At 68.8% G+C, this 23,845-nt stretch carries 23 protein-coding genes, 1 tRNA gene and 1 pseudogene; 19 read left to right on the top strand and 6 right to left on the bottom strand.

The annotated features are described in order from the left end of the window. Nucleotides 1-62: 62 nt before the first annotated feature. The 8 genes from HLH34_RS04495 to HLH34_RS04525 all read left to right on the top strand — a co-directional run bounded on the left by HLH34_RS04495 (nucleotide 63) and on the right by HLH34_RS04525 (nucleotide 3,289). A complete protein-coding gene (locus HLH34_RS04495; RefSeq protein ID WP_183118416.1) occupies nucleotides 63-392 on the top strand; it encodes a hypothetical protein in 330 nt (109 codons plus the stop codon). After that, a complete protein-coding gene (locus tag HLH34_RS04500; protein WP_264784394.1) occupies nucleotides 389-805 on the top strand; it encodes a cell wall hydrolase in 417 nt (138 codons plus the stop codon). The genes HLH34_RS04495 and HLH34_RS04500 overlap by 4 nt, the downstream gene beginning before the upstream one ends. Further along, entirely contained in the window at nucleotides 802-1,068 is a 267-nt protein-coding gene (locus HLH34_RS04505) for a hypothetical protein (protein WP_183118417.1), read from the top strand. Before HLH34_RS04500 ends, HLH34_RS04505 begins: the two co-directional genes overlap by 4 nt. A gap of 66 nt (nucleotides 1,069-1,134) precedes the next feature. Further along, entirely contained in the window at nucleotides 1,135-1,407 is a 273-nt protein-coding gene (locus tag HLH34_RS04510) for a hypothetical protein (protein WP_183118418.1), read from the top strand. A 46-nt stretch (nucleotides 1,408-1,453) separates the two neighbouring features. After that, nucleotides 1,454-2,014: a hypothetical protein gene (locus HLH34_RS04515; protein ID WP_183118419.1), complete on the top strand. Its 561-nt coding sequence runs from the start codon at nucleotides 1,454-1,456 to the stop codon at nucleotides 2,012-2,014. A gap of 11 nt (nucleotides 2,015-2,025) precedes the next feature. Then, nucleotides 2,026-2,409 carry a hypothetical protein gene (locus tag HLH34_RS04520; protein WP_183118420.1) on the top strand — a complete coding sequence of 128 codons (384 nt, stop codon included), beginning with the start codon at nucleotides 2,026-2,028 and terminating at the stop codon, nucleotides 2,407-2,409. Next, entirely contained in the window at nucleotides 2,406-2,528 is a 123-nt protein-coding gene (locus tag HLH34_RS19590; RefSeq protein WP_264784395.1) for a hypothetical protein, read from the top strand. Before HLH34_RS04520 ends, HLH34_RS19590 begins: the two co-directional genes overlap by 4 nt. Further along, complete coding sequence (locus tag HLH34_RS04525; RefSeq protein ID WP_220792036.1) at nucleotides 2,528-3,289, top strand: hypothetical protein; 762 nt, start codon at nucleotides 2,528-2,530, stop codon at nucleotides 3,287-3,289. The genes HLH34_RS19590 and HLH34_RS04525 overlap by 1 nt, the downstream gene beginning before the upstream one ends. Nucleotides 3,290-3,366: 77 nt before the next feature. Here the strand turns inward: HLH34_RS04525 and HLH34_RS04530 are convergent. The 3 genes from HLH34_RS04530 to HLH34_RS04540 form a co-directional block, all read right to left on the bottom strand. Further along, a tRNA-Pro gene (locus HLH34_RS04530) sits at nucleotides 3,367-3,443 on the bottom strand. Between the two features lie 107 nt (nucleotides 3,444-3,550). After that, on the bottom strand, nucleotides 3,551-4,132 hold the full coding sequence (locus HLH34_RS04535) for an LOG family protein (protein ID WP_183118422.1): 582 nt from the start codon (nucleotides 4,130-4,132) through the stop codon (nucleotides 3,551-3,553). Nucleotides 4,133-4,250: 118 nt separating this feature from the next. Next, nucleotides 4,251-5,453, bottom strand: a complete 1,203-nt coding sequence (locus tag HLH34_RS04540) for an MFS transporter (RefSeq protein ID WP_183118423.1) — start codon at nucleotides 5,451-5,453, stop codon at nucleotides 4,251-4,253. Between the two features lie 231 nt (nucleotides 5,454-5,684). Here HLH34_RS04540 and HLH34_RS04545 point away from each other — a divergent pair, with 231 nt between their 5' ends. The 5 genes from HLH34_RS04545 (at nucleotide 5,685) to HLH34_RS04565 (ending at nucleotide 10,271) form a co-directional block, all read left to right on the top strand. Beyond that, the gene (locus HLH34_RS04545; RefSeq protein ID WP_183118424.1) at nucleotides 5,685-6,266 is read left to right on the top strand and encodes an NUDIX domain-containing protein; all 582 of its coding nucleotides are present in this window, start codon (nucleotides 5,685-5,687) and stop codon (nucleotides 6,264-6,266) included. Between the two features lie 107 nt (nucleotides 6,267-6,373). Next, nucleotides 6,374-6,865: a protein-export chaperone SecB gene (locus HLH34_RS04550; protein ID WP_183118425.1), complete on the top strand. Its 492-nt coding sequence runs from the start codon at nucleotides 6,374-6,376 to the stop codon at nucleotides 6,863-6,865. Nucleotides 6,866-6,971: 106 nt separating this feature from the next. After that, nucleotides 6,972-8,378, top strand: a complete 1,407-nt coding sequence (locus HLH34_RS04555) for a dipeptidase (protein ID WP_183118426.1) — start codon at nucleotides 6,972-6,974, stop codon at nucleotides 8,376-8,378. Nucleotides 8,379-8,541: 163 nt separating this feature from the next. Further along, a complete protein-coding gene (gene pdxA / locus HLH34_RS04560) occupies nucleotides 8,542-9,513 on the top strand; it encodes a 4-hydroxythreonine-4-phosphate dehydrogenase PdxA (RefSeq protein ID WP_183118649.1) in 972 nt (323 codons plus the stop codon). After that, nucleotides 9,510-10,271 carry a pyridoxine 5'-phosphate synthase gene (locus HLH34_RS04565; protein ID WP_183118427.1) on the top strand — a complete coding sequence of 254 codons (762 nt, stop codon included), beginning with the start codon at nucleotides 9,510-9,512 and terminating at the stop codon, nucleotides 10,269-10,271. The genes pdxA and HLH34_RS04565 overlap by 4 nt, the downstream gene beginning before the upstream one ends. A 98-nt stretch (nucleotides 10,272-10,369) precedes the next feature. On the opposite strand, the gene tldD is transcribed toward HLH34_RS04565, so the two are convergent. Further along, complete coding sequence (gene tldD, locus HLH34_RS04570) at nucleotides 10,370-11,845, bottom strand: metalloprotease TldD (protein WP_183118428.1); 1,476 nt, start codon at nucleotides 11,843-11,845, stop codon at nucleotides 10,370-10,372. Between the two features lie 301 nt (nucleotides 11,846-12,146). Between tldD and treF the strand changes: the two are divergent. Beyond that, a pseudogene (gene treF, locus HLH34_RS04575) lies at nucleotides 12,147-14,123 on the top strand (alpha,alpha-trehalase TreF); the annotation flags it as partial. Here treF and HLH34_RS19340 read toward each other — a convergent pair. Beyond that, nucleotides 14,064-15,164, bottom strand: a complete 1,101-nt coding sequence (locus tag HLH34_RS19340) for a COX15/CtaA family protein (RefSeq protein WP_306417756.1) — start codon at nucleotides 15,162-15,164, stop codon at nucleotides 14,064-14,066. The pseudogene treF and the gene HLH34_RS19340 overlap by 60 nt on opposite strands. Before the next feature lie 57 nt (nucleotides 15,165-15,221). Between HLH34_RS19340 and HLH34_RS04580 the strand changes: the two genes are divergently transcribed. The 5 genes from HLH34_RS04580 (at nucleotide 15,222) to HLH34_RS04600 (ending at nucleotide 22,138) form a co-directional block, all read left to right on the top strand. Continuing rightward, nucleotides 15,222-15,962 carry a TVP38/TMEM64 family protein gene (locus HLH34_RS04580; protein WP_244959644.1) on the top strand — a complete coding sequence of 247 codons (741 nt, stop codon included), beginning with the start codon at nucleotides 15,222-15,224 and terminating at the stop codon, nucleotides 15,960-15,962. A gap of 173 nt (nucleotides 15,963-16,135) precedes the next feature. Next, entirely contained in the window at nucleotides 16,136-17,443 is a 1,308-nt protein-coding gene (locus HLH34_RS04585) for a multidrug effflux MFS transporter (RefSeq protein ID WP_183118429.1), read from the top strand. 129 nt (nucleotides 17,444-17,572) lie between these two features. Beyond that, nucleotides 17,573-18,103, top strand: coding sequence for an adenine phosphoribosyltransferase (locus tag HLH34_RS04590; protein ID WP_183118430.1), 531 nt, complete (start codon nucleotides 17,573-17,575; stop codon nucleotides 18,101-18,103). Between the two features lie 154 nt (nucleotides 18,104-18,257). Then, nucleotides 18,258-20,480: an FUSC family protein gene (locus HLH34_RS04595; RefSeq protein WP_183118431.1), complete on the top strand. Its 2,223-nt coding sequence runs from the start codon at nucleotides 18,258-18,260 to the stop codon at nucleotides 20,478-20,480. 41 nt (nucleotides 20,481-20,521) lie between these two features. Beyond that, nucleotides 20,522-22,138: an alkaline phosphatase D family protein gene (locus HLH34_RS04600; protein WP_183118432.1), complete on the top strand. Its 1,617-nt coding sequence runs from the start codon at nucleotides 20,522-20,524 to the stop codon at nucleotides 22,136-22,138. Nucleotides 22,139-22,255: 117 nt separating this feature from the next. On the opposite strand, the gene HLH34_RS04605 is transcribed toward HLH34_RS04600, so the two are convergent. Next, nucleotides 22,256-23,824 carry a Do family serine endopeptidase gene (locus HLH34_RS04605; RefSeq protein WP_183118433.1) on the bottom strand — a complete coding sequence of 523 codons (1,569 nt, stop codon included), beginning with the start codon at nucleotides 23,822-23,824 and terminating at the stop codon, nucleotides 22,256-22,258. Nucleotides 23,825-23,845: the final 21 nt, after the last annotated feature.

Genomic DNA, 23,845 nt, shown 5'->3' on the forward strand with positions numbered 1-23,845 from the left:
CGTCCTCCCGATCGAGACGATCGCAGCCGCCCAGTAGGGCGGCTTTTTTATTGGAAAATCGAATGCCTCAAGACCTGGCTCCGAAGGGAGATGCGGAGCGCGTCCGCCTGCTCGAAGACCGAGTGCTGGTGCTGGAAACCAGCCTGTCTGCGCTGGACGGAAAGCATGAGGACCTCAAGTCCATGGTCGACCGCAAGATCACCGAACTGACCACGTTCGTGACGTCGCGGCTGGATGCCGTGTCGCGTCAGATCGGCGACGTGAATGACAAGCTCGCGCGGCTATTCGGCGCCCGGGCAGTCGTCACAGGCCTGATCACGCTGGTGACGTCGATCCTCGGATCGGGCGTCGTACACGTCGTGGTGTCGCTCACAGGAGGCAACTCGCCGTGAGCGACATCGACATCGCAGCCCGTACTGCCTGGGGTGAGGCACGGGGCGAAGGTGCGCGTGGGATGCAGGCCGTTCTGAATGTGATCGGCAATCGCGCGGCGCAACCCGGCTGGTGGGGCGCTTCGATCGGATCCTGCTGCCTCAAGCCCTGGCAGTTTTCATGCTGGCTGCGGACCGATCCGAACCGGACGAAGCTGCTGGCCGTGACGGATTCCGACCCGCAGTTCCGCCAGGCGCTGGCTTTGGCCGAATGTCTGTCCGCCGGCGATCTGGAGGACCTCACATGTGGCTCCGATCACTATTTCGCCGACGGCATAGAGCCGCTTCCGATCTGGGCAGATGGCCGGAGGCCCCGCTGCACTATCGGGCGTCACGTCTTCTATCGCTGTGGCCTGCAAGGGAACGAGCAATGAACACCGCAACCCGCGTGTCCGGCATCGCCGGTGCGCTCAGCGCGCTGCTGCTGTGCCTGCCGGCGCAATACAGCCTCTACGCCGCATGGCTCGTCGTCACCTGCGCGGCGATCTCGGCGGGCGTACCTGCGCCCGCACCCGGATCGCGCTGGGGACCGATCTACCGCGCGATCAATGTCGTCGCCCTCAATGTCGGCTGGGCAGCCAACCGGCTGCGCGATGCCAACTCGCCGGCCGAGAGCGACACCGCCCCGCCCGCCTGACTGCGGGGCACCCCAATCCTACCCCCCCGACCGCCCGCGAGGCGGTCTTTTCGTATGGAGGCCCCTATGGCCGATCTGAAATCCGTCACCGCCCTCGAAGCCCTGATCTCCGACGCCGCCGGAAAGAGCGAAAGCGCCGCCGTCAAGGCCGACATCGCCATCGCCGGCACGGCCGCGTCGCTGCTGGCATCGACTCTGGTCCCGCGGCTGGACCCGGCGCTGGACATCGACGGCGTCGATGCGGCGCTGGCCAAGGTCTTCTCGGGCCTGTCCGACCTCAAGGCCGCGATCGCACCGCCCGTTCCCGCGGTGCCGGCCGAGTCTGCGCCGACGGTCTGACTCCAGACCATTGATCTGACCCCAAAAATCAACAGGAAAAATTAAGATGGCCCATCTTTCCCGCCGTTCCCTGCTGCGCGGCGCGATCGCGCTCGCCGGCGCTTCTGCCCTGGCTGCCTGCGCCGTCTCCACGAACGGCAATGTGACCACCATCACGCTGAACGTCGCCAAGATCGACGCCTATGGCCAAGCCGGGCTGAACGCGGCCGCGACCGTGACGGGATTCCTGTCCACCGTCCCGGCGGCTGCGCCGTATGTCCCGCTGATCGCGGCGGCCGAAACCGCCCTCTCCGGCGCACTGACGGCACTGTCATCGGCGGCAGGCTCGGCGCTTACGATCGACTACAATGATGCGACCTGGAAAACCCGTGTGGACAGCGTGCTGCATGCGCTGGCCGCTGTCGGCACGGCGATCGGCGTAGCCCTGAAGGGCATGGGGCCGGCATTGCCGGCGTCGATCGCCGCCGACGCCAACACGGCAGTGAGTGCGCTGCGGACCGTCATCAGTCTGTTCGAGGGCCTGGTTGGCGTGTCGGCCGCCCGCGCCGTCGCCGCGCCAGAGATGACCGAGGCGCAGGCGCTGCGGGTTCTCGGCGTCAGCCGGTGACGCGCGCCGCGTTGGCCGCGCTACTGGCTCTCTCCGGCTGCACGACGCTACCGGAGCGCGCCCGGAGCGCCCTTGTCGGCCAGCCGCGCCCGGCCGCCCTCTCCTGCATGGGGGTGCCGGACCGGGCGGAGCAGCGCGGCGACATCGAAACCCTGACCTGGCGGCAGGACCAGCAGGTTCAGGGGCCGTTCGACATCAAGGGTCCGCTGTCGCTCGAATTGAGCCTAGGCGGCCATGGCACCTGCCGGGCGACCGCGACGATCCGCGACGGGCGCATCTCCTCTGTCGTCTATTCCGGGCCCAGCGCCACGCTGCTGGGCCGCAACGGGGCCTGCGCCGGTCTTGTGCGCGGGTGCGTTCAGCCCGACCCCAGCAAATCGGAGCCTTCTCCATGATTCATGATGTCGCCATTGGGCTGCTCGGCGCGCTCGGCGGGCAGGTCCTGGCGCTGATCTCGCTCAAGATCCTCCGCGTCCGGCGGTCGCAGCAGCTTCGCGACGCGGGGCTGGAGTGATGGGCCGCAAGCTCGGCTGCCGGCCGGCCGAAACACGCCCCGGCCAACCCACCATGACCAGCCTGCGCATGATGGCGCGCCGCGCGCCCCCGCGCCTGATCCGCGACCATATCGACCCGGCGCCGCTGATGCTGGGCAATGACGTGCTGGGGGACTGTACCTCGGCCGGCCTGGGCAACCACATCCGCGCGACGGCCGCGCTGGCCGGCTATCAGGTGGCCGTGCGGGACGCTGACGCTGTGCTGTTCTACGAGCGGTCGACTGGCTACATGCCTGCCGATCCGGCGACCGACCAGGGCGGCGTCGAGGTGGACGTGCTGACCCATGCTGCGCGCGACGGATACGCGCTGGCCGGCCAGACGCTGTTCCCCCTGTGGGGCAGCGCCGATCCGGCGGACCTGAACGGGCTGCGCAACATTATGGCCGGGCTGGGCGCGGCCTATCTGGGCGTGCATCTCGCGCTGGCCGACCAAGCCGAGGGTGGTGTGTGGGACACGGCCACGCCGGGCGACCAGACGCCAGGATCGTGGGGCGGGCATTGCCTGCTGGCCTGGGCCTATGACGGCGTGGCGGAGGATGCGCTGGTCACGCTGCTGACCTGGGGCACGACGCAGCGCTGCACCTGGCGCTGGCTGCGGTCGCGGCTGATGGAGGTGCACGGCCTGGCCTGGCGGCAGTTGATGCCGGCCGGCGGCCTGGCACCGGACGGCGAGGATTGGGACGCGCTGGTGGGGGCGAACCGGGATTATCTGGCGGGATAAACAGACAGAAAGCCGCTCCTGTGTTCAGTCGTATAACTGAACCAGTGCGGCTTTTGTGTATAACGTCTTGAAAAAGCTGGTCGGAGTGAGAGGATTCGAACCTCCGGCCCCTGCGTCCCGAACACAGTGCTCTACCAGGCTGAGCTACACTCCGAACTTGACGGGGGCTATACAACCCATCCCGGGTCTCCGCAAGTGCCCCCTCGCCATCTTTTCGCCGGCCGTCAGGTCGCGGGCACCGTCAGGGGCCGGCATCCCGCGTCACAGGCGGCTGACATCCTCGGTCGTCGGCAGGTGGGCCGTCGCGGTCAGGCGCGCCATCACCGTGGCGACATCGGGCACGACCTCGAACAGGTCCAGCGCCGACGTCTCGGCGAAACCGTCGTGAACGGCGGCGTTCAGCATCGCCAGCATCGCATCGGCCCAGCCCGCGACGTTGACGATGAAGATCGGCTTGTCATGCAGCTTCAACTGCCGCCAGGTCACGATTTCCATCGTCTCGTCGAAGGTGCCCAGGCCGCCGGGCAGCACGACGAAGGCGTCGGCCCGCGCGAACATCAATTGCTTGCGGCTGTGCATCGAATCGGTGACCGTCAGGTCGTCCACCCCCGCATGCATCACTTCGCGCGATTGCAGGAAGGTCGGGATCACGCCCGAAACCTGGCCGCCGGCCAGCAGCGTGGCGTCCGCCACCGCGCCCATCAGCCCGACATCGCCCCCGCCATAGACCAGGCGCATCCCGGCCTCGCCCAGGCCGGCCCCCATTTCGCGCGCCGCGGCCAGGAAGGCGGGACGGGTTCCGAAACGGGATCCACAGAATACGGCAACGGCGGCAACGGACATGAATCCTCATCCTCCTGTTTACAATTCGGACGGCTGGCGCGGGTGGACAGGCGGCCTGGCCGCGTCCGCGTGACATCCCCGGGGGCCGGCTCGCCACAGGGCGAACGTAACCAGCCTCTCAGGCGACGCCGGGGCGGGTCCGCCCTCGCAGCAGCACAGTGGCACCGACCCCCGCCCCGGTAAACAGGGCCGACGCCAGAAACATCGGGCCGTAGCCCAGGCTCTGGATCATCAGGCCCAGCATGGGTCCCGACAGGCCGATGCCGATATCCAGGAACACGCTGAACGCCCCCAGCGCGGCCCCCCGGTTCTGCGGCCCGACGCGGGACACGGCCTCGACCCCCAGCGCCGGAAACACCAGCGAAAATCCCGCCCCCGTCAGCGCCGCCCCCAGGTCGGCCGACAGCACGCCGGTGCTGCGCCACAGGATCAGCAGGCCCGCCGATTCGACCAGCAGCGACACGACTGCCACCTTCAGCCCGCCCTGCCGCCCGATCTGGCGCGAAAACAGCAGCCGCACCAGCACGAACACCACGCCGAACACCGTCAGGGCCAGCGCCGCCCCCTGCCAGTGCCGGGCCGAGAAATACAGCGACAGGCACGCCGAAATCGCACCGAAGCCGACCGACCCGCACGCCAGCACGACGCCGTGCGGGAACACCCGCCAGAAGACCTGGCTGAACGGCAGCACCTCACCCTTGGGCATCGGCGGCACCGGGGCGTAGCGCGAGGCTGCCAGCAGGCCGCCGAAGGCCAGCACCGCCGACAGCAGGCCCACCCCCAGCAGGCCGCCGAACGGGGCGGGCAGGTGGGACAGCATCTCGCCCACCGGGGCGCCCAGGGCGATTCCGCCATATGAGGTGATGCCGTTCCACGAGATGACCTGCGCCGTGCGTTCGGCCCCCACGCGGCCGATGTTCCACAGGATGGCGCCCGTCGCCGTCCAGCTTTCGCCCACACCCATCAGGATGCGGCTGGTGATCAGCAGCAGGACCGACAGGCCCGGGCGGTGAGGAAACGCCCCCGACAGCATCAGCGCCACGCCCGCCGCCGTGCAGGTGGCAAGGCCGATCACGACCGCGGGCTTGGCCCCCCGGCCGTCGACGAACCGGCCCGCCGTCGCGCGCGAGGCGAACGTCGCCAGATATTGCAGCGACACGGCCAGGCCGGCGACGACGGTATTGTAGCCCAGCGTCTGATGGACGAACACGGGAATGACCGCCATCGGCAGGCCGATATCGACGTAGCAGATCAGGTTGAACAGCACGACCGCCAGGATACGCAGCGTGGGATTACCCGAAGACGTCCGCAGCGATGTCATGGCGAAGGGGAGGCTCCTGTCTCTTTTGCGGACACCATACGACCCCCGCCGGGTTGCCGCCAAGGTGGCGGGACGCCCTACCCGGCACCCTGTCCCGCGGAATCGTCGCCCATGTCCACCTCCAGCCCGTCACGACCGCGCGAGAACGGGACGCGGCGTTGACGCCGCCACCCCGGGGTGCGGCATGATCGTCTGACGGTCCGGGATCGGTCCCGGGGCAGAGGAGGACGTATGAGCGACGACATGGGAAGGCCGGATACGGGTGGGTTCGTCACGCTGTCGTCGCGCATCGTTTATGAAAACCCGTGGACCCGCCTGCGCGAGGACATCATCCGTCGTCCCGATGGCGGCGAGGGTCTGTACGGCGTGGTCGAACGCGGCGAATTCGTCGTCGTCCTGCCGTTGGGAAACGGGCCGGAGGGGCCTACCGTGACCCTGGTCCGGCAATATCGCTATCCGGTGCGCGCGCGGCTGTGGGAACTGCCGATGGGCATGTGGGAACACCGCCCCGACACCGACCCCGAAATCGTGGCCCACGGCGAACTGGAAGAGGAAACCGGCCTGCGCGCCTTTGCCCTGCGCCATGCCGGCACGCTGTACCAGGGGGCGGGCTATTCCACCCAGCGGGGCCATGTCTACCTGGCGACCGGCCTGACGCAGGGTCCGCCCCGGCGCGAGGCCACGGAAGGGGACATGACCAGCCACACCGTCCCCCTGGCCGAGCTGGAGCGCATGATCCGCGACGGCGAAATCACCTGCATGGTCACCCTGGCCGCCGTCGCGCTGGTGCGTGCCCGGGGGTGGATTCCGTAATCGGGGGTCCGGGCCTCAGGCCCCGGCGGGTTCGGGCAACGCATAAACCTTCGGTTCACGATCGTCGGGCAGGCTCGCGCTTCACGCGCAGGAGCATGCAGCACCCCATGACCGAAGGACATGCCGTCGACACCCTTCCCGGCGGGACCTCGTCCCCCCCGCCGACGCCCCGCGCGCTGATCGTCAGCCAGTACGTCAAATCGGTCGCCTTTGCGGTTCCCGCCGCGCCGGGAGTGCATGCCGCCCCCAAGGGGATGCCCGCCCTGCATCTGGACCTGGATGTCGATGCGCGGCAGGTCGAGGGAGCGTCCAGCCTGTTCGAGGTCGCGCTGATCCTGCGCTGCCGGGGAAACGCCCCCGCCGGCCAGGGGCCGGCGCGTGCGGTGTTCGAGGCCGATATCGCCTATGCCGCCCTGGTGTCCCTGCACGACGCGCCCCCCGCCGCGCTGGAACCCCTGCTGCTGATCGACGTGCCGGCCATGATCTTCCCGGCGGCGCGCAACGTGCTGGCCGACCTGACGCGCGAGGCCGGGTTCGCGCCGGTGCTGATGCACCCGGTGGATTTCCCCGCCCTGTATCGCGCCCGCCGGCCCACCTGACGGCCCACTGACGGCCACGGATTGCATTTCCCGCGCCGTGTTCGCACATTCCCCTCGATTGTCGTGCCGCGCCGACGCGCCGCGACGCCGGATCGAGGATGGGATTATGGGTATGACGAGCGGACGCGACCTGAACGCCGTGCTGGGCCGGGTGGACCGTACGCTGGAATCCAGCCTGGACCGGCTGTTCGATTTCCTGCGGATTCCCAGCATTTCGGCCCAGCCGGCCCATGCCGGCGACTGCCGCCGGGCGGCGGAATGGCTGTGCGCGGAACTGACCGCGATCGGCCTCGACGCCTCGGTGCGCGATACGCCCGGCCACCCGATGGTCGTCGCCCATGACCATGGCACGGCCGAGGGGCCGCATGTGCTGTTCTACGGCCATTACGACGTGCAGCCGGTCGATCCGCTGGACTTGTGGGATTCCGCGCCGTTCGACCCGAAACTGGTCCGCAATGCCGACGGCACGGCGCGGATCGTCGCGCGCGGCGCGTCCGACGACAAGGGGCAGGTCATGACCTTTGTCGAGGCCCTGCGCGCCCTGAGGGCCGAACACGGCACCTTGCCGCTGCGCGTCTCGGTCGTCATCGAAGGCGAGGAGGAAAGCGGCGGCGCCAACCTGCTGCCGTTCCTCGAAGCCAATCGCGACGAACTGCGCGCCGACGTGGCGCTGATCTGCGACACCTCGATGCTGGACGGCGGGGTGCCGGCCATCACCACCGCCCTGCGCGGCATGGTGGGCGAGGACGTGACCATCCATTGCGCCAACCGCGATCTGCATTCGGGTATCTACGGCAACGCCGCGCGAAACCCGATCGAACTGCTGTGCGGCATCCTGGCCTCGGTCCGCGAGGCCGGCAGCGGGCGTGTCGTCCTGCCAGGCTTCTACGACGGGGTGCAGGACCCCTCGGCCGAGGTCCGCGCCCAATGGCAGGCCATCGCGCCGTCCGACGCCGACTTCCTTGGCCCCGTGGGCCTGTCGGTGCCGGCGGGCGAACGCGGCTATTCCGCGATCGAACAGACCTGGTGCCGCCCGACCTTTGAAATCAACGGCATGACCGGCGGTTATACCGGCGACGGGTTCAAGACGGTGCTGCCGGCCCAGGCCTCGGCCAAGGTGTCGTTCCGGCTGGTCGCGGGGCAGGACCCGGCCCGCGTCCGCGCGGCCTTCCGCGACCATGTGCGCGCGATGCTACCGGCCGATTGCACCGTCGAATTCGCCGCCCATGGCGGGTCGTTTGCCAGCGTCGTGCCGTCGGACGGCCCGGCGCTGCGGGCGGCGCTGACCGCGCTGGGCGCGGAGTGGGGCCATCCGGCGGTCACGATCGGCAGCGGCGGCTCGATCCCGGTGGTGTCCGAGGTGAAGCAGGCCCTGGGCATGGACGCGCTGCTGATCGGCTTCGCGCTGGAGGACGACCGCATCCACTCCCCCAACGAGAAATACGACCTGACCTCGTTCCATCGCGGCATCCGCTCGTGGGTGCGGGTGCTGGGGGCGCTGGCCGACGTGTAAGCGGGGCTCTGCCCCGCACCCCGCCAAAGGCAGTCGCCTTTGGAAACCAGTCGTTGAAACAGATCGGGGTCAAGGGGCCTGCGGCCCCTTGCGGATTCGGGCGGAGCCCGCAAAAGACCCCACCTCATAGGATAGTGGCAACATGACAGACGGCAGGCGGACGATGCTGGCGCTGACGATGGGCGATCCGGCCGGGATCGGGCCGGAGATCACCGCCGCCGCGTGGCGCGCCCTGCGCGCGGGCGACGGCCCGGTCTTCGTCGTGCCGGGCGACGTCGCCCTGCTGTCCGCCCACGCCCCGGTGCGTGCGGTAGCCGACATGGCCGAAGCTGCCTTGGTTTTCCCCGACGCCCTGCCGGTCCTGCCCGTCGATCTGGTACGGCCCGCCCGGCCGGGCCAACCCGATTCCGCCAACGCGCCGGCCATCACCGGCAGCATCGAACGCGCGGTGCGCCTGGCGCAGGCCGGCCAGATCGCGGCCATGGTCACCAACCCGATCAGCAAGCTGGTGCTGAAGCAGGCGGGTTTCCCTCACCCCGGTCATACGGAATATCTGGCCGAACTCTGCGGTGTTGCGGGGCAGGAGGTCATGATGCTGGCATGCCCCGAACTGCGGGTGGTGCCGGTGACGGTGCATGTGTCGCTGCGCCGCGCGCTGGACAGCCTGACCACGGCGGAAATCATCCGCTGCGGCCGCACGGCGGCGGCGGCCTTGCGGCGTGACTTCGCGATCGCGTCCCCCCGCCTGGCGGTCGCCGGCCTGAACCCGCATGCCGGCGAGGGCGGGGTAATGGGGGACGAGGAACAGACGATCATCGGCCCGGCCATCGCGGCGCTGCAGGCCGACGGGTTCGACGTCACCGGCCCCTGGCCGCCCGACACCATGTTCACGCCGCCAGCCCGGGCGCGCTATGATGTGGCGCTGTGCATGTATCACGACCAGGCGCTGATCCCGCTGAAGACCATCGACATGGCGGGCGGGGTGAACGTGACGCTGGGCCTGCCCATCGTCCGGACCTCGCCCGACCACGGGACGGCGTTCGACATCGCGGGACAGGGTGTCGCCGACCCGTCCAGCCTGCTGGCCGCCCTGCGCCTGGCGGATGACATGGCGCGCAACAGGGGGGCCGCATGACCGATTCCACTCCGCCCAAGGTGCTACGGCCCAAAATGCTGCGGTTGGGCGTCAACATCGACCACGTGGCGACGGTGCGCAACGCGCGCGGCGGCGCGCACCCCGACCCGGTGGAGGCCGCCCGCCTGGCCGCAGCATGCGGCGCGGACGGCATCACCGCCCATCTGCGCGAGGACCGGCGCCATATCCGCGATGCCGACCTCGCTCGCCTGCGCGCCGACGTCTCTGCCCCGCTGAACATGGAAATGGCCGCAACGGACGAGATGGTGGGCATCGCCCTGTCCCTGCGGCCGCATGCGTGCTGCATCGTCCCCGAACGCCGGGCCGAGGTCACGACCGAGGGCGGGCTGGACGTCGCCGGCCAGGTCGCGGCCCTGGAACCGCGCGTCCGCGCGCTGGGCGAGGCGGGCATCCGCGTGTCGATGTTCATCGACCCCGACCCGGCGCAGATCGCGGCCTCGGCCGCCATCGGCGCGGCGGTGGTGGAACTGCACACCGGCGCCTACGCCGAAGGCCGCGCCGGCGAACTGGACCGCCTGCGCGCCGCCGCCATCGCGGCCGACGCGGCCGGGCTGGAGGTCCATGCCGGCCATGGCCTGACCTACGACAATGTCGGCCCGATCGCCGCCCTGCCGCAGATCGTGGAACTGAATATCGGCCATTTCCTGATCGGCCAGGCGATCTTCGACGGCCTGCCTGCCGTCATCGCGCGGATGCGACAGGAGATGGAGCGGGGCAGGCAAGGGCTTTGCCCTTGACCCACCAAAGGGCGTAGCCCTTTGGAAACCCGTGACTCTATAAGACGAATGGGATGCAAGGGCCGAGGCCCTTGCCGGGTTCGGGCGAAGCCCGGCCTTTACTTCCCCGTTCCGCCCACCGTCAGCCCGGTCATCTTCAGCGTGGGCTGGCCCACGCCCACCGGCACGCCCTGGCCGGCCTTGCCGCAGGTGCCGATGCCCGGGTCCAGGGCCATGTCGCCGCCGATCATCGTCACCCGGGTCATCGCGTCGGCCCCGTTGCCGATCAGGGTGGCGCCGCGTACCGGGGCCGTGACCTTGCCGTCTTCGATCAGATAGGCTTCCGACGCCGCGAAGACGAACTTGCCCGAGGTGATGTCCACCTGGCCGCCGCCGAAATTGACGGCGTACAGGCCGCGCTTCGTCGAGCGGATCATCTCGTCGGTCGTGGAGTCGCCGCCCAGCATGATGGTATTGGTCATGCGTGGCATCGGCGCGTGGGCGTAGGATTGCCGCCGGCCATTGCCGGTGGGGCGCACGCCCATCAGGCGCGCGTTCATCCGGTCCTGGATGTAGCCGGTCAGGATGCCGTCCTCGATCATTACCGTCCGGCCCGACGGCGTGCCTTCGTCATCGACGGTCAGGCTGCCGCGCCGGTCGGGCAGGGTGCCGTCATCGACGACCGTCACCCCCGGGGCGGCGACGCGCTTGCCCATCAGGCCGGCGAAGGCCGACGTGCCCTTGCGGTTGAAATCGCCTTCGAGCCCATGGCCCACGGCCTCGTGCAGCAGGATGCCGGGCCAGCCCGACCCCAGGACGATCTCCATCTCGCCCGCCGGGGCGGGGACGGCGTCCAGATTGACCAGCGCCATGCGCAGGGCCTCGTCCACCGCGCCCTTCCACACGGCCTCATCCAGCAGGCGGGTGTAGGAATAGCGCCCGCCCAGCCCATGACCGCCGCTTTCGCGCCGGCCGTCCTTCTCCACCACCACGGACACGTTCAGCCGCACCAGCGGCCGCAGATCGGCGACGCGCTGGCCGTCGGCACGGATGATCTGCACCGCCTGCCATTCCGCGGCCAGCGAGGCCGAAACCTGCACCACCCGGGAATCCCGCCCCCGGGCATAGCCGTCCAGCGCCGACAGCAGGGCGGCGCGCGACGCGAAATCGGTCTCGCCCAGCGGGTTGGCGTCGCCATACAGGTGCCGGTTGGTGGCCTGCGGGCCGGCGGCCATGACGCCGGAGCGCCCGGCGCGGACCTGCGTCACCGTCTCCGCCGCGCGCATCAGAGCCGATTCGCTCAATTCGTCGGCATGGGCGAAGCCGGTTTCCTCGCCCAGGATGGCGCGCAGGCCGAACCCCGACGAGGTATCGAAGGTGGCCGACCGGATCACCCCGTCGTCCAGCGAGATCATCTCGCTCTCGCGATATTCCAGGAACAGTTCGCCGTCATCCATGCCCTCCAGCGTGCGGCGGACCAGGTTTTCGGCCTCGGTGCGTCCCAGCGTGGCCCCCGCCCGGTCGAAGAACAGACGGTCGGTGGCGGTCAGTGGGTTCAGGATGGGGGGATTCAGGATAGGAGCGGTCGAGGGCATCGGGCGGTCTCCGGACGGCGGGGTCGGTTATCGCAAGTCATAATCGTATTCCGACATGGGGCGAAACCGTCCGATTGGCCAGCACCGGCAGGTGCCGAAGGGGTGAACTTCCCTCCATCCGGGCCGTTTTTCTTTCCGATCCCGCCGCCGCAAGGCATCCTGACCCCGCCAAGTCCCTGACCGACCGAGGAAACCGCGCCCAGTGACAGTGCCCGATCAGACCCGTCCCCCCGCCTCCGCATGGTCCCGCGTCCGCATCGCACCTTCTCTGGCCGGCCTTCTGGCCGTCCTGCCGGCCGTCATGGCGCCGGCGGCGGTGGCCCAGGATGTCATGCAGGGCGCCCCCCCGGACAGCGCCGCGCAGGCCATGCTTCTGCCGGCCCCTTTTCCGCCCCCGGTCGCCGCCGTCGCGCCCTTCGGCGCGGCCCTTCCGCCGCCCGCGGTCTATCTGGCACGGCTTCCGGCCGGCCCGGCGGTGGCGGTGCCCTCGGCCGACCAGCAGGATCTGCGCCCGCCCTCCATCGCGCTGGACGGTTTGTTCGCCGCCATCGGCGCGGCCCATGTCTTCGACGACGCCAAGACCGTCGCCGACGCCATCCCCGACGAGGCCCCGGACGCGCTGCTGGCCGATTACGCGGCGCAGAAGGCCCGCCCCGGATTCGTGCTGAAGGATTTCGTGGCCCAGCATTTCTCGGTCGCGCCGCGCCGGACCGTGTCCTACCGCCGCCGGCCGAACGAGGGCGTGCGCGATTACATCACCGGCATGTGGGAGGTCCTCAGCCGCCCGCCCGACACGCTGGTGGCCCATTCGTCGCTGCTGCCGCTGCCCTACACCTATGTCGTGCCCGGCGGCCGGTTCAGCGAGATGTACTATTGGGACAGCTATTTCACCATGATCGGCCTGTACGAGGATGGCCGGATCGACCTGATGCGCAGCATGGTGCGCGACATCGCCTCGCTGATCGACCGGTACGGACACATGCCCAACGGCAACCGCACCTATTACCTCAGCCGTTCGGAACCGCCCTTCTTCGCGCTGATGATCGACCTGCTGGCGATGCATGACGGGCAGGTGGCCTACACCACTTTCCTGCCGCAACTGCAGCGCGAGTACGATTACTGGATGGATGGCGCGGCGCAGACCGCACCCGGCGGGGCCTACCGCCATGTCGTGCGCCTGCCCGACGGGACGGTGATGAACCGCCATTGGGACGATTTGTCGACCCCGCGCGACGAAAGCTCGCCCCAGGACATCGCCACCGCCGCCGCGACAAACCGCCCGGCGGCGGAAGTCTACCGCGACCTGCGGGCCGGGGGCGAGACGGGATGGGATTTTTCGTCCCGCTGGCTGGCCGACGGGCACACCTTGTCGACCATCCACACCACCGACCTGCTGCCGATCGAGCTGAACTGCCTGATCGCGCATCTGGAACAGACCCTGTCCCATGCCTATGCCCTGAGCGGGAACACGGCCCTGTCCGCCCGCTATGCGCATGAGGCCACGGCGCGGATCGACGCCATCCGCCGCCTGCTGTGGGACGGCAAGCAGGGGGCCTTCTTCGATTACGACTGGAAGAAGGGCGCGCTGTCGCCGGTCCTTTCGGGGGCGACGGTCATGCCCCTGTTCCTGCAGATGGCCACCCCCGACCAGGCGAAGGCCGTGGCCGCGACCCTGCGCGCCCGGCTGCTGAAAATCGGCGGGCTGGCGACCACCGACCGGGTCAGCGGCCAGCAATGGGATGCCCCCAATGGCTGGGCGCCGACGCAATGGATGGCGATCAAGGGCCTGAACCAGTACGGGATCGACGACCTGGCGCAGGAGATCGCCGCGCGCTGGATGGGCCGGGTGATCGGCACCTATGAAAAATCCGGCGTGCTGCTGGAAAAATATGACGTGGTGAACCCGGTGATCAGCCCGACCGGCGGCAAGGGCGGCGGCGAATATCCGATGCAGGTCGGCTTCGGCTGGACCAATGGCACCCTGCTGGGCCTGATGAACCGCTATCCGCAGGACACCCGCGTGGTGCTGGACCGCAACCCGCGCGCCGACCAGCCGGCCGCCCAGCCCCTGCCACCGTTCAATGCCTATGACGTGAAAGGCCCGGTGGTCGATCCTGCCCCGGTGCCCCAGGCCCAGGTGCCGCCTGCGCCGCTGCGTCCTTCCTCGCCCGAGGTTGCTGCCCCTGCGGTATCGCCCCCCGCCGCGCCGGCCCCTGCGTCAGGGTCGGCCGACGCCGCGCAGCCGGTGCAGGGTCACGATGGCGACGGTCAGAAGGACGGCGGCCCAGGTCTGGTGCACGGTCCCGGCCCAGGCGGGCACGACCAGCAGCAGGGTGGTGACCCCCAGCGCGTACTGGATCAGCACGGCCCAGCCCAGTAGCATCAGCGCGTCCTGCACCGGCTTGCCGATCTGCGGCGTGCGCAGGCCCATGAACACGCAGGCCCCGATCGCCAGCGCGGTGGCGGTCGCCAGCAGCCGGTGGTCGAACTGGATGGCGGGAATATTCTGGAACCAGTTCAGCCAGAAGGGCGTCAACCGCGCATAGCCGGCCGGGATCAGGCGACCGTCCATCAGCGGGAACGTATTGTAGGTGAAGCCCGCGTGCGTCCCTGCCGTGAAGCCGCCGGCGATGATGGTGATCCCGATCAGCACGGTGGCGATCCGCACCAGCCGCCGGGTGCGCACCACCGGCGGCGTGGCCGGGATGAAGGGGGCGACGGGCGTGCGCACGGACAGGGCGGTCCACAGGATCGCGATATACAGCGCGAAGGCGCAGCACAGATGCAGCACCAGCCGAACCGGCGCCACCGCCGTGCTGTCGGGGTTGAAGCCCGAGGCGACCATGAACCAGCCGATGGCCCCCTGCAGCCCGCCCAGCACGAAGAACAGCAGCAGCCGCGCGACCAGCCCGCGCGTCAGAGCGCCGGTCACCGCGAACCACACCAGCGGCACCAGCAGCACCAGCCCGATCATCCGGCCCCAGAAGCGATGCGTCCATTCGGCCCAGAAAATCTTCTGGAACCCCGACAGGCCGAAGCCGTCATGCAGGATCTTGTACTGCGGAATGGTCTGGTACAGCGCAAACTGCCGTTCCCATTCGGCATGCGTCAGCGGCGGCACGATGCCGGTGACCGGCCGCCAGTCCATGATCGACAGGCCCGAACCGGTCAGGCGGGTATAGCCGCCCAGCGCGATCATGCCGATCAGCATGAAGCACACGGCGAACAGCCAGACCGACACCCGGCGACGGTTTCGCAGGGTCACGGGCGTTGCGTCGTCGCGGCCGCCGGCCGGACGGTAGGAAATGCTTGCGGACATGCGGTCGATTTAGACCGCCCTTGCCGCCGGCCGCAAGGCGATGCTAGGGCGCAAGCCATGCCGTATTCCGATCCCCGGGCCGGCGCGGTCGGGCGGGCCAGCCCCCCGAACCCGCCGGATGCCTCCGGCCGGATGCGCGCGCTGGCGCGGCCGGCCCTGATGGTGGCCGCGTTCATGGCGGTGGGTACCCTGCTGCGCTTCACCCCCGGCCTGCACGGGCTGATGGCCGATACCGCCTTGCTGCGCGATGGGGCATGGGGGCGGGCGGTCTTCCTTCTGGTGGCCACCCTGTTCTGCGCGCTGGGCCTGCCGCGCCAGGTCGTCTGCTTCGCGGCCGGGGTGGCGTACGGCCCGTTCGCCGGGGTCGGATTCGCCACGGCGGCGACGGTGGCGGGGGCGGTGGCGGGGTTTTCGTGGGCGCGGTGCGTCGGGCGGGCGGCGGTGCGCCGGTGGCTGAGCGGGCGTCTGGGCGGGCGGCTGGCACGCCTGGACACTCTGGTCGCGGCCAGTCCGTTCGCCACGATCCTGACCTTGCGGCTGCTGCCGGTGGGGTCGGCGCTGATGCTGAACCTGCTGGCCGGGGTGTCGGCCGCCCCGGCGCGGTCCTTTTTTCTGGCCACCCTTGCCGGAAGCCTGCCCCAGACAATTGTCTTCGTCCTGCTGGGCAGCGGCGCGCGGATCGGCCACGCATGGCAGGTGGCTCTGGCGGCGCTGCTGTTCGCGGCCTCCGCCGCACTTGGCCTGTGGCTGATGCGACGGGGCGGCATGACGCAGGGCGCCGCCCGGGACATGTCCTGAAATTGCCACGTTCCCGCCGGTTTTGGCGGGCCCTGTGCGACCAACGGCAAGGTGGGCGGGCTGTTGCGGAGATGCACCGCGTACAGCGAATTGCTGCCTTACTGTATTTAGATGATGAAATGCGAAGGGCCGCTGGGATAGTAGGGCCCGACGATCTCTTACGGAGTGCCGCCATGGCGTCTTCCGCGATAGCCGCGAGATCCGACGATGCCCCTGCCGCCGCCCAGACTGCCGCGCCCATGAGCTGGATCGCCATCCTGCTCGGCTTTCTGACCGCTGTCGGTCCGGTATCGACGGATATCTATCTTCCCGCCTTCCCGGCGCTGGAGGCGTCCCTGCACGCCCAGGCGGGGTCGGCGCAGATGACGCTCGCCGTCTGGTTCGTCGGCCTGGCGGTGGGGCAGATCACGATGGGCCCGCTGTCCGACCGGTTCGGCCGGCGGATGCCCATGCTGGTGGGCACGCTGGTCTATACCCTGGCCTCGGTCGGCTGCGCCCTGGCGCCGGACATCTGGACGTTCTCCAGCTTCCGGCTGCTGGCGTCGCTGGGCGCGTCGGCCAGCCTGGTCATCCCCAGCGCCTGCGTGCGCGACATGTCCAACGGGAACGAGGCCGCGCGGCTGATGTCGCGGCTGGTGCTGGTCATGGGCGTGGTGCCCATTCTGGCACCCACCCTGGGCGGCTTCGTGCTGTCGTTCACCACATGGCGGTCCATTTTCTGGGCGTCGGCGGTCTACGGGCTGATCTGCATCTTCCTGGTCGCGCGCGTACTGCCCGAAACCCTGGCGCCGGACGACCGCAGCGTGATGTCGCCGGTGGCGCTGGCCAGCCGTTACCTGACGCTGGTGCGCGACCGGGGGTTCATCACCAACGCCCTGGTGGCGGGCTTCGCCGCCTTCATGTCGTTCACCTACCTGTCGGAAGCGCCGTCGGTGTTCATCCATCTGTTCGGCTTCTCGCCGGCGCAGTTCGGCATGCTGTTCGGCGTGTTCGCCGTCTGCATGATCGGCGCGTCGCAGTTGAACGGCATGCTGGTGGGGCGTATCGACGCGACCCGTATCCTGGGCCTGTCGGTGGGGACGGCCTTGCTGGGCACGGTGGCGATGGTGGTGGTGTCGATCGTCATGGCCTTCGCCATGCGGGGCGGCGCCGTCCTGCACGGCCTGGCGCTGATTCCGCTGATCCTGACGATGATGGTGGCGCTGGGCACCACCGGCATCATCGGCCCCAACGCGACGGTGGGCGCCATGGCCGACCATCCGCGCCTGGCGGGCAGCGCCGCGGCCTTCATCGGTACCTTGCAATATGTGCTGGGCGCCGTTGCCGGGGCCGTGGTCGGCATGTTGCCGGCCAACAACCCGGTGCCGATGGCGGGGGTCATGCTGCTGGGGGCGGTCATCATGCTGCTGATGGTGCTGATGCGGCCCGGACGCCCGCGCGATGCCGAGGCGACGCTGCCCGACGTGCCCGTCCTTCATTGATGCGCCCAGGCCCGGCGCCCTGCGGGCTTGCGGGCGACGGCGGCGGCGGGCTACAGCAGGTCGGGATTTTTCCGGTCCGGACATCAGGTTCGGGCCGGCTTTTCGCATGGGATGGATTTGGACACGGACATGACGACCGCCACGATGGACCTGAAGCAGCACATTCGCGGCATTCCGGATTTTCCGAAGCCCGGCATCCTGTTCTACGACATCTCCACCCTGATGCGGGATGCGGATGCCTGGCAGGTGGCCATGGGCCGGATGACGCGCGCGGTCGCGCCCTGGGCGCCGGACATGCTGGCCGCCATTGAATCGCGCGGCTTCCTGACCGCCGCCCCGCTGGCCAGCCGCCTGGGCTGCGGGCTGGTGATGCTGCGCAAGCCCGGCAAGCTGCCGGGGGCGACGGTGTCGCACGAATACGACCTGGAATACGGCACCGACACCCTGCATATCCAAGCCGACGCGATCCGCCCGGGGCAGCGGGTGGTGGTGATGGACGACCTGCTGGCGACGGGCGGTACGCTGGCTGCGTCGGTCGCGCTGCTGCGCAAGGTGGGGGCCAACGTCGTCGGCGCCGCCACCCTGATCGAGATCCGCGCGCTGGGCGGACGCGAGCGCCTGGACATCCCGGTCGAAACCCTGGTGTCCTACGACGACTGATCCGCGCACGCTTTCGCCGGCCGGAAAGATACGGTTTGGGGAAGTCTGTTATGCGGAACGTTGCCTGCCGGGCGACGGTCGTGTGATCTAGACAGGCAGAGGAACCGTCGCAGGGGCGGCGTCGCACGCCGGAGCGGGGAGCAGGAATGCCGGGATGAGGAGTCTTGCGCTGACCCTGGCCCGGACCCGCGTCGGCGACCTGTGGTCCCGCCTGTGGTCGGCCCCCCCCCGGCGGCAGGACCAGTTGCGCTGGCTGTTCGCCCCCGACCTGCTGACTTTCGGCTACGCGCTGCGAACGACGATCACGTCGCTGGTCGCGTTGGGCATCGCCCTGTGGTGGGAACTGGGCAGCCCGCAATGGGCGGCCCTGACGGTCTGGATGGTCGCCCAGGGCACACGGGGCAAGAGCGTCGCCAAGGCGCGCTGGCACCTGTTCGGGATGGTCGTCGGCACCATCTGCGCGGTGGCGCTGGTCGCCGCCCTGCCGCAGTCGCCGCTGCTGTTCATCGTGGCGCTGGCGGTGGGCATCGGCCTGTTCTGCTTTGTCGGCACGCTGCTGCCCGGCCCGGCGACGATGACCAACTACCGTATCCACGGCATGCGGGCCAGCGGCTTCACCTACGCCATCATCGCGCTGGACGGCATCGCCGACCCCGAACACATCTTCCAGATCGCCATGGCCCGCGCCACCTACATCGTGCTGGGCATCGTGCTGGAATCCTCGGTGTCCGCGCTGTTCCAGTTCCGCCTGGGCGAACGGGCGCGGGACCGGCTGACGCACAACTTCCTGACCGCCATCGACGGCGCGGCCCGGTCGCTGGCCGCGCTGCTGGCCGGCGACGGGCAGGTGCTGTCGCGGGCGCGGAGCGTGTTCGCCACCATCACCACCCTCAGCGACCAGATCGAATTCGCCGAGGTCGAACTGGGCCGCCATCACGGCCATGAAGGCGATCATGCCCGGGCGGCCCTGGCGCGGATCGCGGTGCTGCTGTCGCGCGGGCTGGACCTGGCGGCGCTGATGCATATGCCCGGCGGGGTGCCCGCCGACGGGTTCCACGCCAATGCCGAGGGGGTGCGGACGTTCCTGCTGGACCTGCCCGCCCGGCTGGAAAGCGGCGATGTCCGTCCGGTCCTGGACCGCCTGGGGGCGCTGCGGGCCGCTTGCCGGCAAAGCATCGCCGATTCGCTGGGCGAGGAGATGGGCAGCGACAGCCGGCCGCCGGCATCCGCCGACGCGGCGGCGGTCCTGCAACGGCAGAGGATGCTGCAGCACGGGCTGGACGCGATGCTGGACGATCTGGAACAGGCGATCATCCAGTTCGAGGCCAGCCTGCATCCGCTGCCGCACGACCATTTCCATTACCGCATCCGCAGCTTCCGCGACTGGCAGCAGGCGCTGGCCAACAGCCTGCGGGCCTCGGTCACGATCTTCGGCGCCGGGGTGATCTGGATCGCCACCGGCTGGCGCGACGGGCTGACGTTCCTGATGTTCGTCTCGATCGTCTGCAGCCTGTTCGCCACGCTGGAGAAGCCGGCGCTGGCGACGCAGGCGTTCCTGACCGGGGCCTTGTGGGCGGTGGGCGTATCGGGGGTGCTGGTGCTGTGGGTGCTGGCCACCCCCTCGAGCTACGAGATGCTGGCCCTTTGCCTCAGCCTGCCGATGCTGGCGGGGGGGCTGGCCTTCGCCTATCCGACCATCATCCTGGCGGCGGTGTCGTACAATCTGTTCCTGCCCATCCTGATCGGCCCGGCCAACCAGGCCCGCCTGGATGAAATCGCGTTCTTCAACACCGCCATGCCGCTGATCCTGGCGCTGTGGTATGCGATGTGGACGTTCCGGCTGGTGCTGCCGTTCGATACCAAAGGCATGCGCTGGCAGATGCGCACCGGCATCCTGAAGGGGTTGCGGCTGCTGGCGCGCTCACGCACTCTGCCGTCGCCGCTGTATGTCATCGAACGCAATGTCGACCGCTTCGTGCGGCTGCTGACCAATGCGGAACAGACGCCCGAACCGGTGGTCGACGCGTACCTGCAAGGCATCCTGTCGGCGATGACCATCGGTCTGAACGTGATCCGCCTGCGCGCGGTCCTGGCGCGCAACGTCCTGCCGCCCCAGGCCCGGCAGGTGATCGAGGAAATGATGGGCCGCATGGCGCAGTTCAGCGGTCGCTATGGCGGCCATTACGGGCGCACGGCGCGGGCGGCGAAGCTTGCCATCCAGCGGATCACCTCGGAAGCCGGGCGGGAGGCGAATCTGGCCACCCGGATGGAAATGGACCGTGCGCTGTCGAGCCTGAACGTGATCTCGTACGAACTCGACACCAACCAGATGTTCTTCGACGCCGCCAGCCCGTATCTGGATTCCGCCCTGGGTTGACAACGGGGTCGTTTCGGCGGCGTCATGCGAACCAGCCCGCGGTGAGCGACCACGACACGCCCCTTCCTGGCGAGACCCCGGCGCAACTTCTGGCGGCGGCTCATGACGAGATGAAATCGGTTTCCGGAGCCGCCCGACATCTTCCGACAAGACGGTCCGTCGGGCTCGGCCTCCTGGCCGCCCCTGCCTTGTGCGGGCCCTTGCGCCGTGCTTTTGCCTCTGAACACACCAGCTTTCCGTTTTCGGTGGCGTCCGGAGATCCCTCTGCATCGGGCGTCGTACTCTGGACACGCCTGGCAAGATCGGCGTTCGACCCCGAACCCATCTCCCACAATCCCATCCAGGTAGAATGGGTCATCGCCAAAGACTGGGATCTCGTGCACGTCGTCCAGTCAGGACTGGCTCTGGCGCGACCGGCCCTGGGTTTCAGCGTTCATGTCCATGTCCAGGGATTGCAGGCGGCGCAGACCTATCATTATGGATTTTATCTCGGGGGAGAACGCAGTCCGGTGGGGCGCACCAAGACTCTTGCGTCCCCGGATCAAAATCCGGCCTCGGCGCAATTTTCCGTGGTGAGCTGCCAGAATTGGGAAAACGGCTATTTCGATGCCTACCGGGGTATCGTGGAAGACGACCCTGATTTCGTCTTGCACCTCGGGGATTACATCTATGATGTGACGCGGGGAGGCGGCGTTCGCCGGCACGAGATGTCCCGCCTCCCGATGACGTTGGCGGAGTACAGGGCGCGGCATGCGCTTTATCGGACTGATCCAGCTCTGATTGCCGCGCATGAATCCCTGCCGTTCGTTTTGCTGCCCGACAATCACGACGCGTTGGAACAGGATTCACGGGACCCTGCCCAGCTCGCGCGTCGTGCGGCGGCTTATCAGGCGTGGTACGAATTCCTGCCTGTGCGCCATCCGGCGCAGCCCCCGTCGATGCGGATTTATCGCGGAATGGATCTCGGCCGCCTTGTCCGGCTCAATCTGCTCGACACGCGGCAGTTCCGTGGCGACGAGACGATCTGCAAAGATCATTCGGACCCGCGTTTCGGCTTCGGGGTTTATGAACAGGCCTGCCCGGCCGCCGCCGATGCGCGCCGCACAATGCTCGGTTGGTCTCAGGAGACCTGGCTGACCGGCAGACTTCGCCATGTGCCGGCACGCTGGAATGTTATCGGCTCGACAGTCATGATGTCGCCGATCAACATGCGCCACGACAATGACGTTTATCGCTACCTGGGCAGTTGGGACGGCTATGACGCCAATCGCCGACGGATCCTGGATACACTCCAGCGATACCGGACACCGAACCCCGTCGTGCTGTCCGGCGATCTTCATTCCACCCTGATATCACGGGTTGTGCGTCGCGCCGGCGATGATCCGCGGTCGGGGGTGATGCCGGAGTTTCTGGGCACCTCAATCAGTTCCCTATGGCCGGAGCCACTCGCTGCACCCATCAGAAATGCACTGCCGGACAATCCGCATGTCCAGCATTATGATTCTCTGCACCGGGGGTATCTGAGATGCACCTTCACGCCCACGCGTATGTGGGTGGAAACGCGGCTGATTTCGCATACCGACAAACCGGGCGGAAAGGTGCGGACGGCGGACAGGTTTGTCGTCGAAAACGGCTCTCCAGAGATTCTGGTTGCCTGACACGGCTTGCGACATCAGGTCCGGCTCATTTCCAGCACTTCATGAAACGAATGGGAGGCAAGGGCCGAGGCCCTTGCCGGGGTCGGGCAGAGCCCGACCTTCCCTTACCGCCGGCGGTTACTGGTTATCGTCGGAATCGCCGTTGCTGTCGCCCTCGTCACCCGACCCCGGCGTTACGGCCACGAAGATGTTCTGCCCATTGCGCAGGATCCGCAGCAGCACCGACTGGTTGGCCTTCAGCGCCGCGCGGACGGCGGTTACGGTGGCGCCGGGGTTTTCCACCGGCTTGTTGCCCACGGCCTGGATGACGTCGCCGGCATGGATTCCGGCCTGTTCGGCGGCCGAGCCCGCCTGCACGTCGCTGACGACGACGCCGCGCACCGTGCCGTCCAGGCCAAGCTGCTGGCGCAGGTCCGGCGTCAGGGGCGACAGCGAGACGCCCAGGCGCGGCCCGCCCTCGTTCTTGTCGCCCACCGAGCCGTCCGGCGACGCGGCGCCCGACAGGTTGGCGATGGTGACCGAGGCCGTCTGTTCGGCGGAATTCCGCACGAAGCCCAGCGTCGCCTTGGTACCGGGCACCACCGAGGCCACCTTCACCGCCAGATCGTGCGGGGTATCGATCTTCTGCCCGTTCAGAGCGGTGATCACGTCGCCGGCCTTGATCCCGGCCTTTTCCGCCGGGCTGCCGTTGCTGACGCTGGCGACCAGCGCGCCGCTGGGCGGTGCGCCCTGCCCGCCGGCCTTCAGGCCCAGCGCCTTGGCCATCGCCGGCGTGATCTGCTGCGCCACCACGCCCAGATAGCCGCGCGTGACGTGGCCGGTCTTTTCCAGTTGGTAGACGACGTTCTTCACCACGTCGGACGGGATGGCGAAACCGATGCCGATCGACCCGCCGCCCGAGGGCGACAGGATGGCGGTGTTCACGCCCACGACCTTGCCGTCCTGGGTGAACAGCGGGCCGCCGGAATTGCCGCGATTGATCGGCGCGTCCACCTGGATGAACGAATCATACGGGCCATCGCCGATATCACGCCCGCGTGCCGAGACGATGCCCGCCGTCACGGTGCCGCCCAGCCCGTACGGGTTACCGACCGCGACCACCCATTCGCCGGGCTCGATCTTGTCGGAATCGCCCAGTTCGATGAAGCGCAGCTTGCCCTGCGACGTCACCTTCAGCAGCGCCAGATCGGTCTTGGGATCACGGCCGACGATCTTGGCCGGCAGGGTCGTGCCGTCATCCAGCGTCACCGTGACCTTGGTCGCGCCCTTCACCACATGGTTGTTGGTCACGACAAAGCCGTCGGCCGAAATGATGAAGCCCGACCCCCGGGCCTCGACCGTGCGGCGCTGCTGCTGCTGCGGCATCATCTGGAACGGAAAGGGGAACGGGAACGGGGATTGGGGCTGCCCGTCCATGCCGCCTTCGTCGTCGACGGCGTCGGCGCGCAGGCTGGCGGTGATCGACACCACCGCGGGCTTCACCTGCTTCACCAGGTTGACGAAATTCGGCAGCGTCTGAATTTGCGTGTCGGGCCGGATCACACCGGTGTCGTCGGCGCGCGCGCGCGCGACAAGAGCCCCATCGGCCGCGCCGCCCAGCGCGGTGCCCGCGACCAGCGCGGCCAGCACCCCTGCCCGCAGCCGACGGACGCGGGGGAAAGAATTCGGCTGAAACTCGTCAGACATAGCGTTCCTGATTGTTGCCGG

Origin of the sequence: Gluconacetobacter azotocaptans, from assembly GCF_014174355.1 — a bacterium.
In the GTDB taxonomy this organism is placed as follows: domain Bacteria; phylum Pseudomonadota; class Alphaproteobacteria; order Acetobacterales; family Acetobacteraceae; genus Gluconacetobacter; species Gluconacetobacter azotocaptans.

Excerpts from the sequence above, each read along its gene's own strand:
- HLH34_RS04495 (WP_183118416.1), top strand. The coding sequence starts at position 63 with ATGCCTCAAGACCTGGCTCCGAAGGGAGATGCGGAGCGCGTCCGCCTG.
- HLH34_RS04505 (WP_183118417.1), top strand. The coding sequence starts at position 802 with ATGAACACCGCAACCCGCGTGTCCGGCATCGCCGGTGCGCTCAGCGCG.
- HLH34_RS04510 (WP_183118418.1), top strand. The coding sequence starts at position 1,135 with ATGGCCGATCTGAAATCCGTCACCGCCCTCGAAGCCCTGATCTCCGAC.
- HLH34_RS04515 (WP_183118419.1), top strand. The coding sequence starts at position 1,454 with ATGGCCCATCTTTCCCGCCGTTCCCTGCTGCGCGGCGCGATCGCGCTC.
- HLH34_RS19590 (WP_264784395.1), top strand. The coding sequence starts at position 2,406 with ATGATTCATGATGTCGCCATTGGGCTGCTCGGCGCGCTCGGCGGGCAG.
- HLH34_RS04525 (WP_220792036.1), top strand. The coding sequence starts at position 2,528 with ATGGGCCGCAAGCTCGGCTGCCGGCCGGCCGAAACACGCCCCGGCCAA.
- HLH34_RS04535 (WP_183118422.1), bottom strand. The coding sequence starts at position 4,132 with ATGTCCGTTGCCGCCGTTGCCGTATTCTGTGGATCCCGTTTCGGAACC.
- HLH34_RS04540 (WP_183118423.1), bottom strand. The coding sequence starts at position 5,453 with ATGACATCGCTGCGGACGTCTTCGGGTAATCCCACGCTGCGTATCCTG.
- HLH34_RS04545 (WP_183118424.1), top strand. The coding sequence starts at position 5,685 with ATGAGCGACGACATGGGAAGGCCGGATACGGGTGGGTTCGTCACGCTG.
- HLH34_RS04550 (WP_183118425.1), top strand. The coding sequence starts at position 6,374 with ATGACCGAAGGACATGCCGTCGACACCCTTCCCGGCGGGACCTCGTCC.
- HLH34_RS04555 (WP_183118426.1), top strand. The coding sequence starts at position 6,972 with ATGGGTATGACGAGCGGACGCGACCTGAACGCCGTGCTGGGCCGGGTG.
- pdxA (WP_183118649.1), top strand. The coding sequence starts at position 8,542 with ATGCTGGCGCTGACGATGGGCGATCCGGCCGGGATCGGGCCGGAGATC.
- HLH34_RS04565 (WP_183118427.1), top strand. The coding sequence starts at position 9,510 with ATGACCGATTCCACTCCGCCCAAGGTGCTACGGCCCAAAATGCTGCGG.
- tldD (WP_183118428.1), bottom strand. The coding sequence starts at position 11,845 with ATGCCCTCGACCGCTCCTATCCTGAATCCCCCCATCCTGAACCCACTG.
- HLH34_RS19340 (WP_306417756.1), bottom strand. The coding sequence starts at position 15,164 with ATGTCCGCAAGCATTTCCTACCGTCCGGCCGGCGGCCGCGACGACGCA.
- HLH34_RS04580 (WP_244959644.1), top strand. The coding sequence starts at position 15,222 with ATGCCGTATTCCGATCCCCGGGCCGGCGCGGTCGGGCGGGCCAGCCCC.
- HLH34_RS04585 (WP_183118429.1), top strand. The coding sequence starts at position 16,136 with ATGGCGTCTTCCGCGATAGCCGCGAGATCCGACGATGCCCCTGCCGCC.
- HLH34_RS04590 (WP_183118430.1), top strand. The coding sequence starts at position 17,573 with ATGACGACCGCCACGATGGACCTGAAGCAGCACATTCGCGGCATTCCG.
- HLH34_RS04595 (WP_183118431.1), top strand. The coding sequence starts at position 18,258 with ATGAGGAGTCTTGCGCTGACCCTGGCCCGGACCCGCGTCGGCGACCTG.
- HLH34_RS04605 (WP_183118433.1), bottom strand. The coding sequence starts at position 23,824 with ATGTCTGACGAGTTTCAGCCGAATTCTTTCCCCCGCGTCCGTCGGCTG.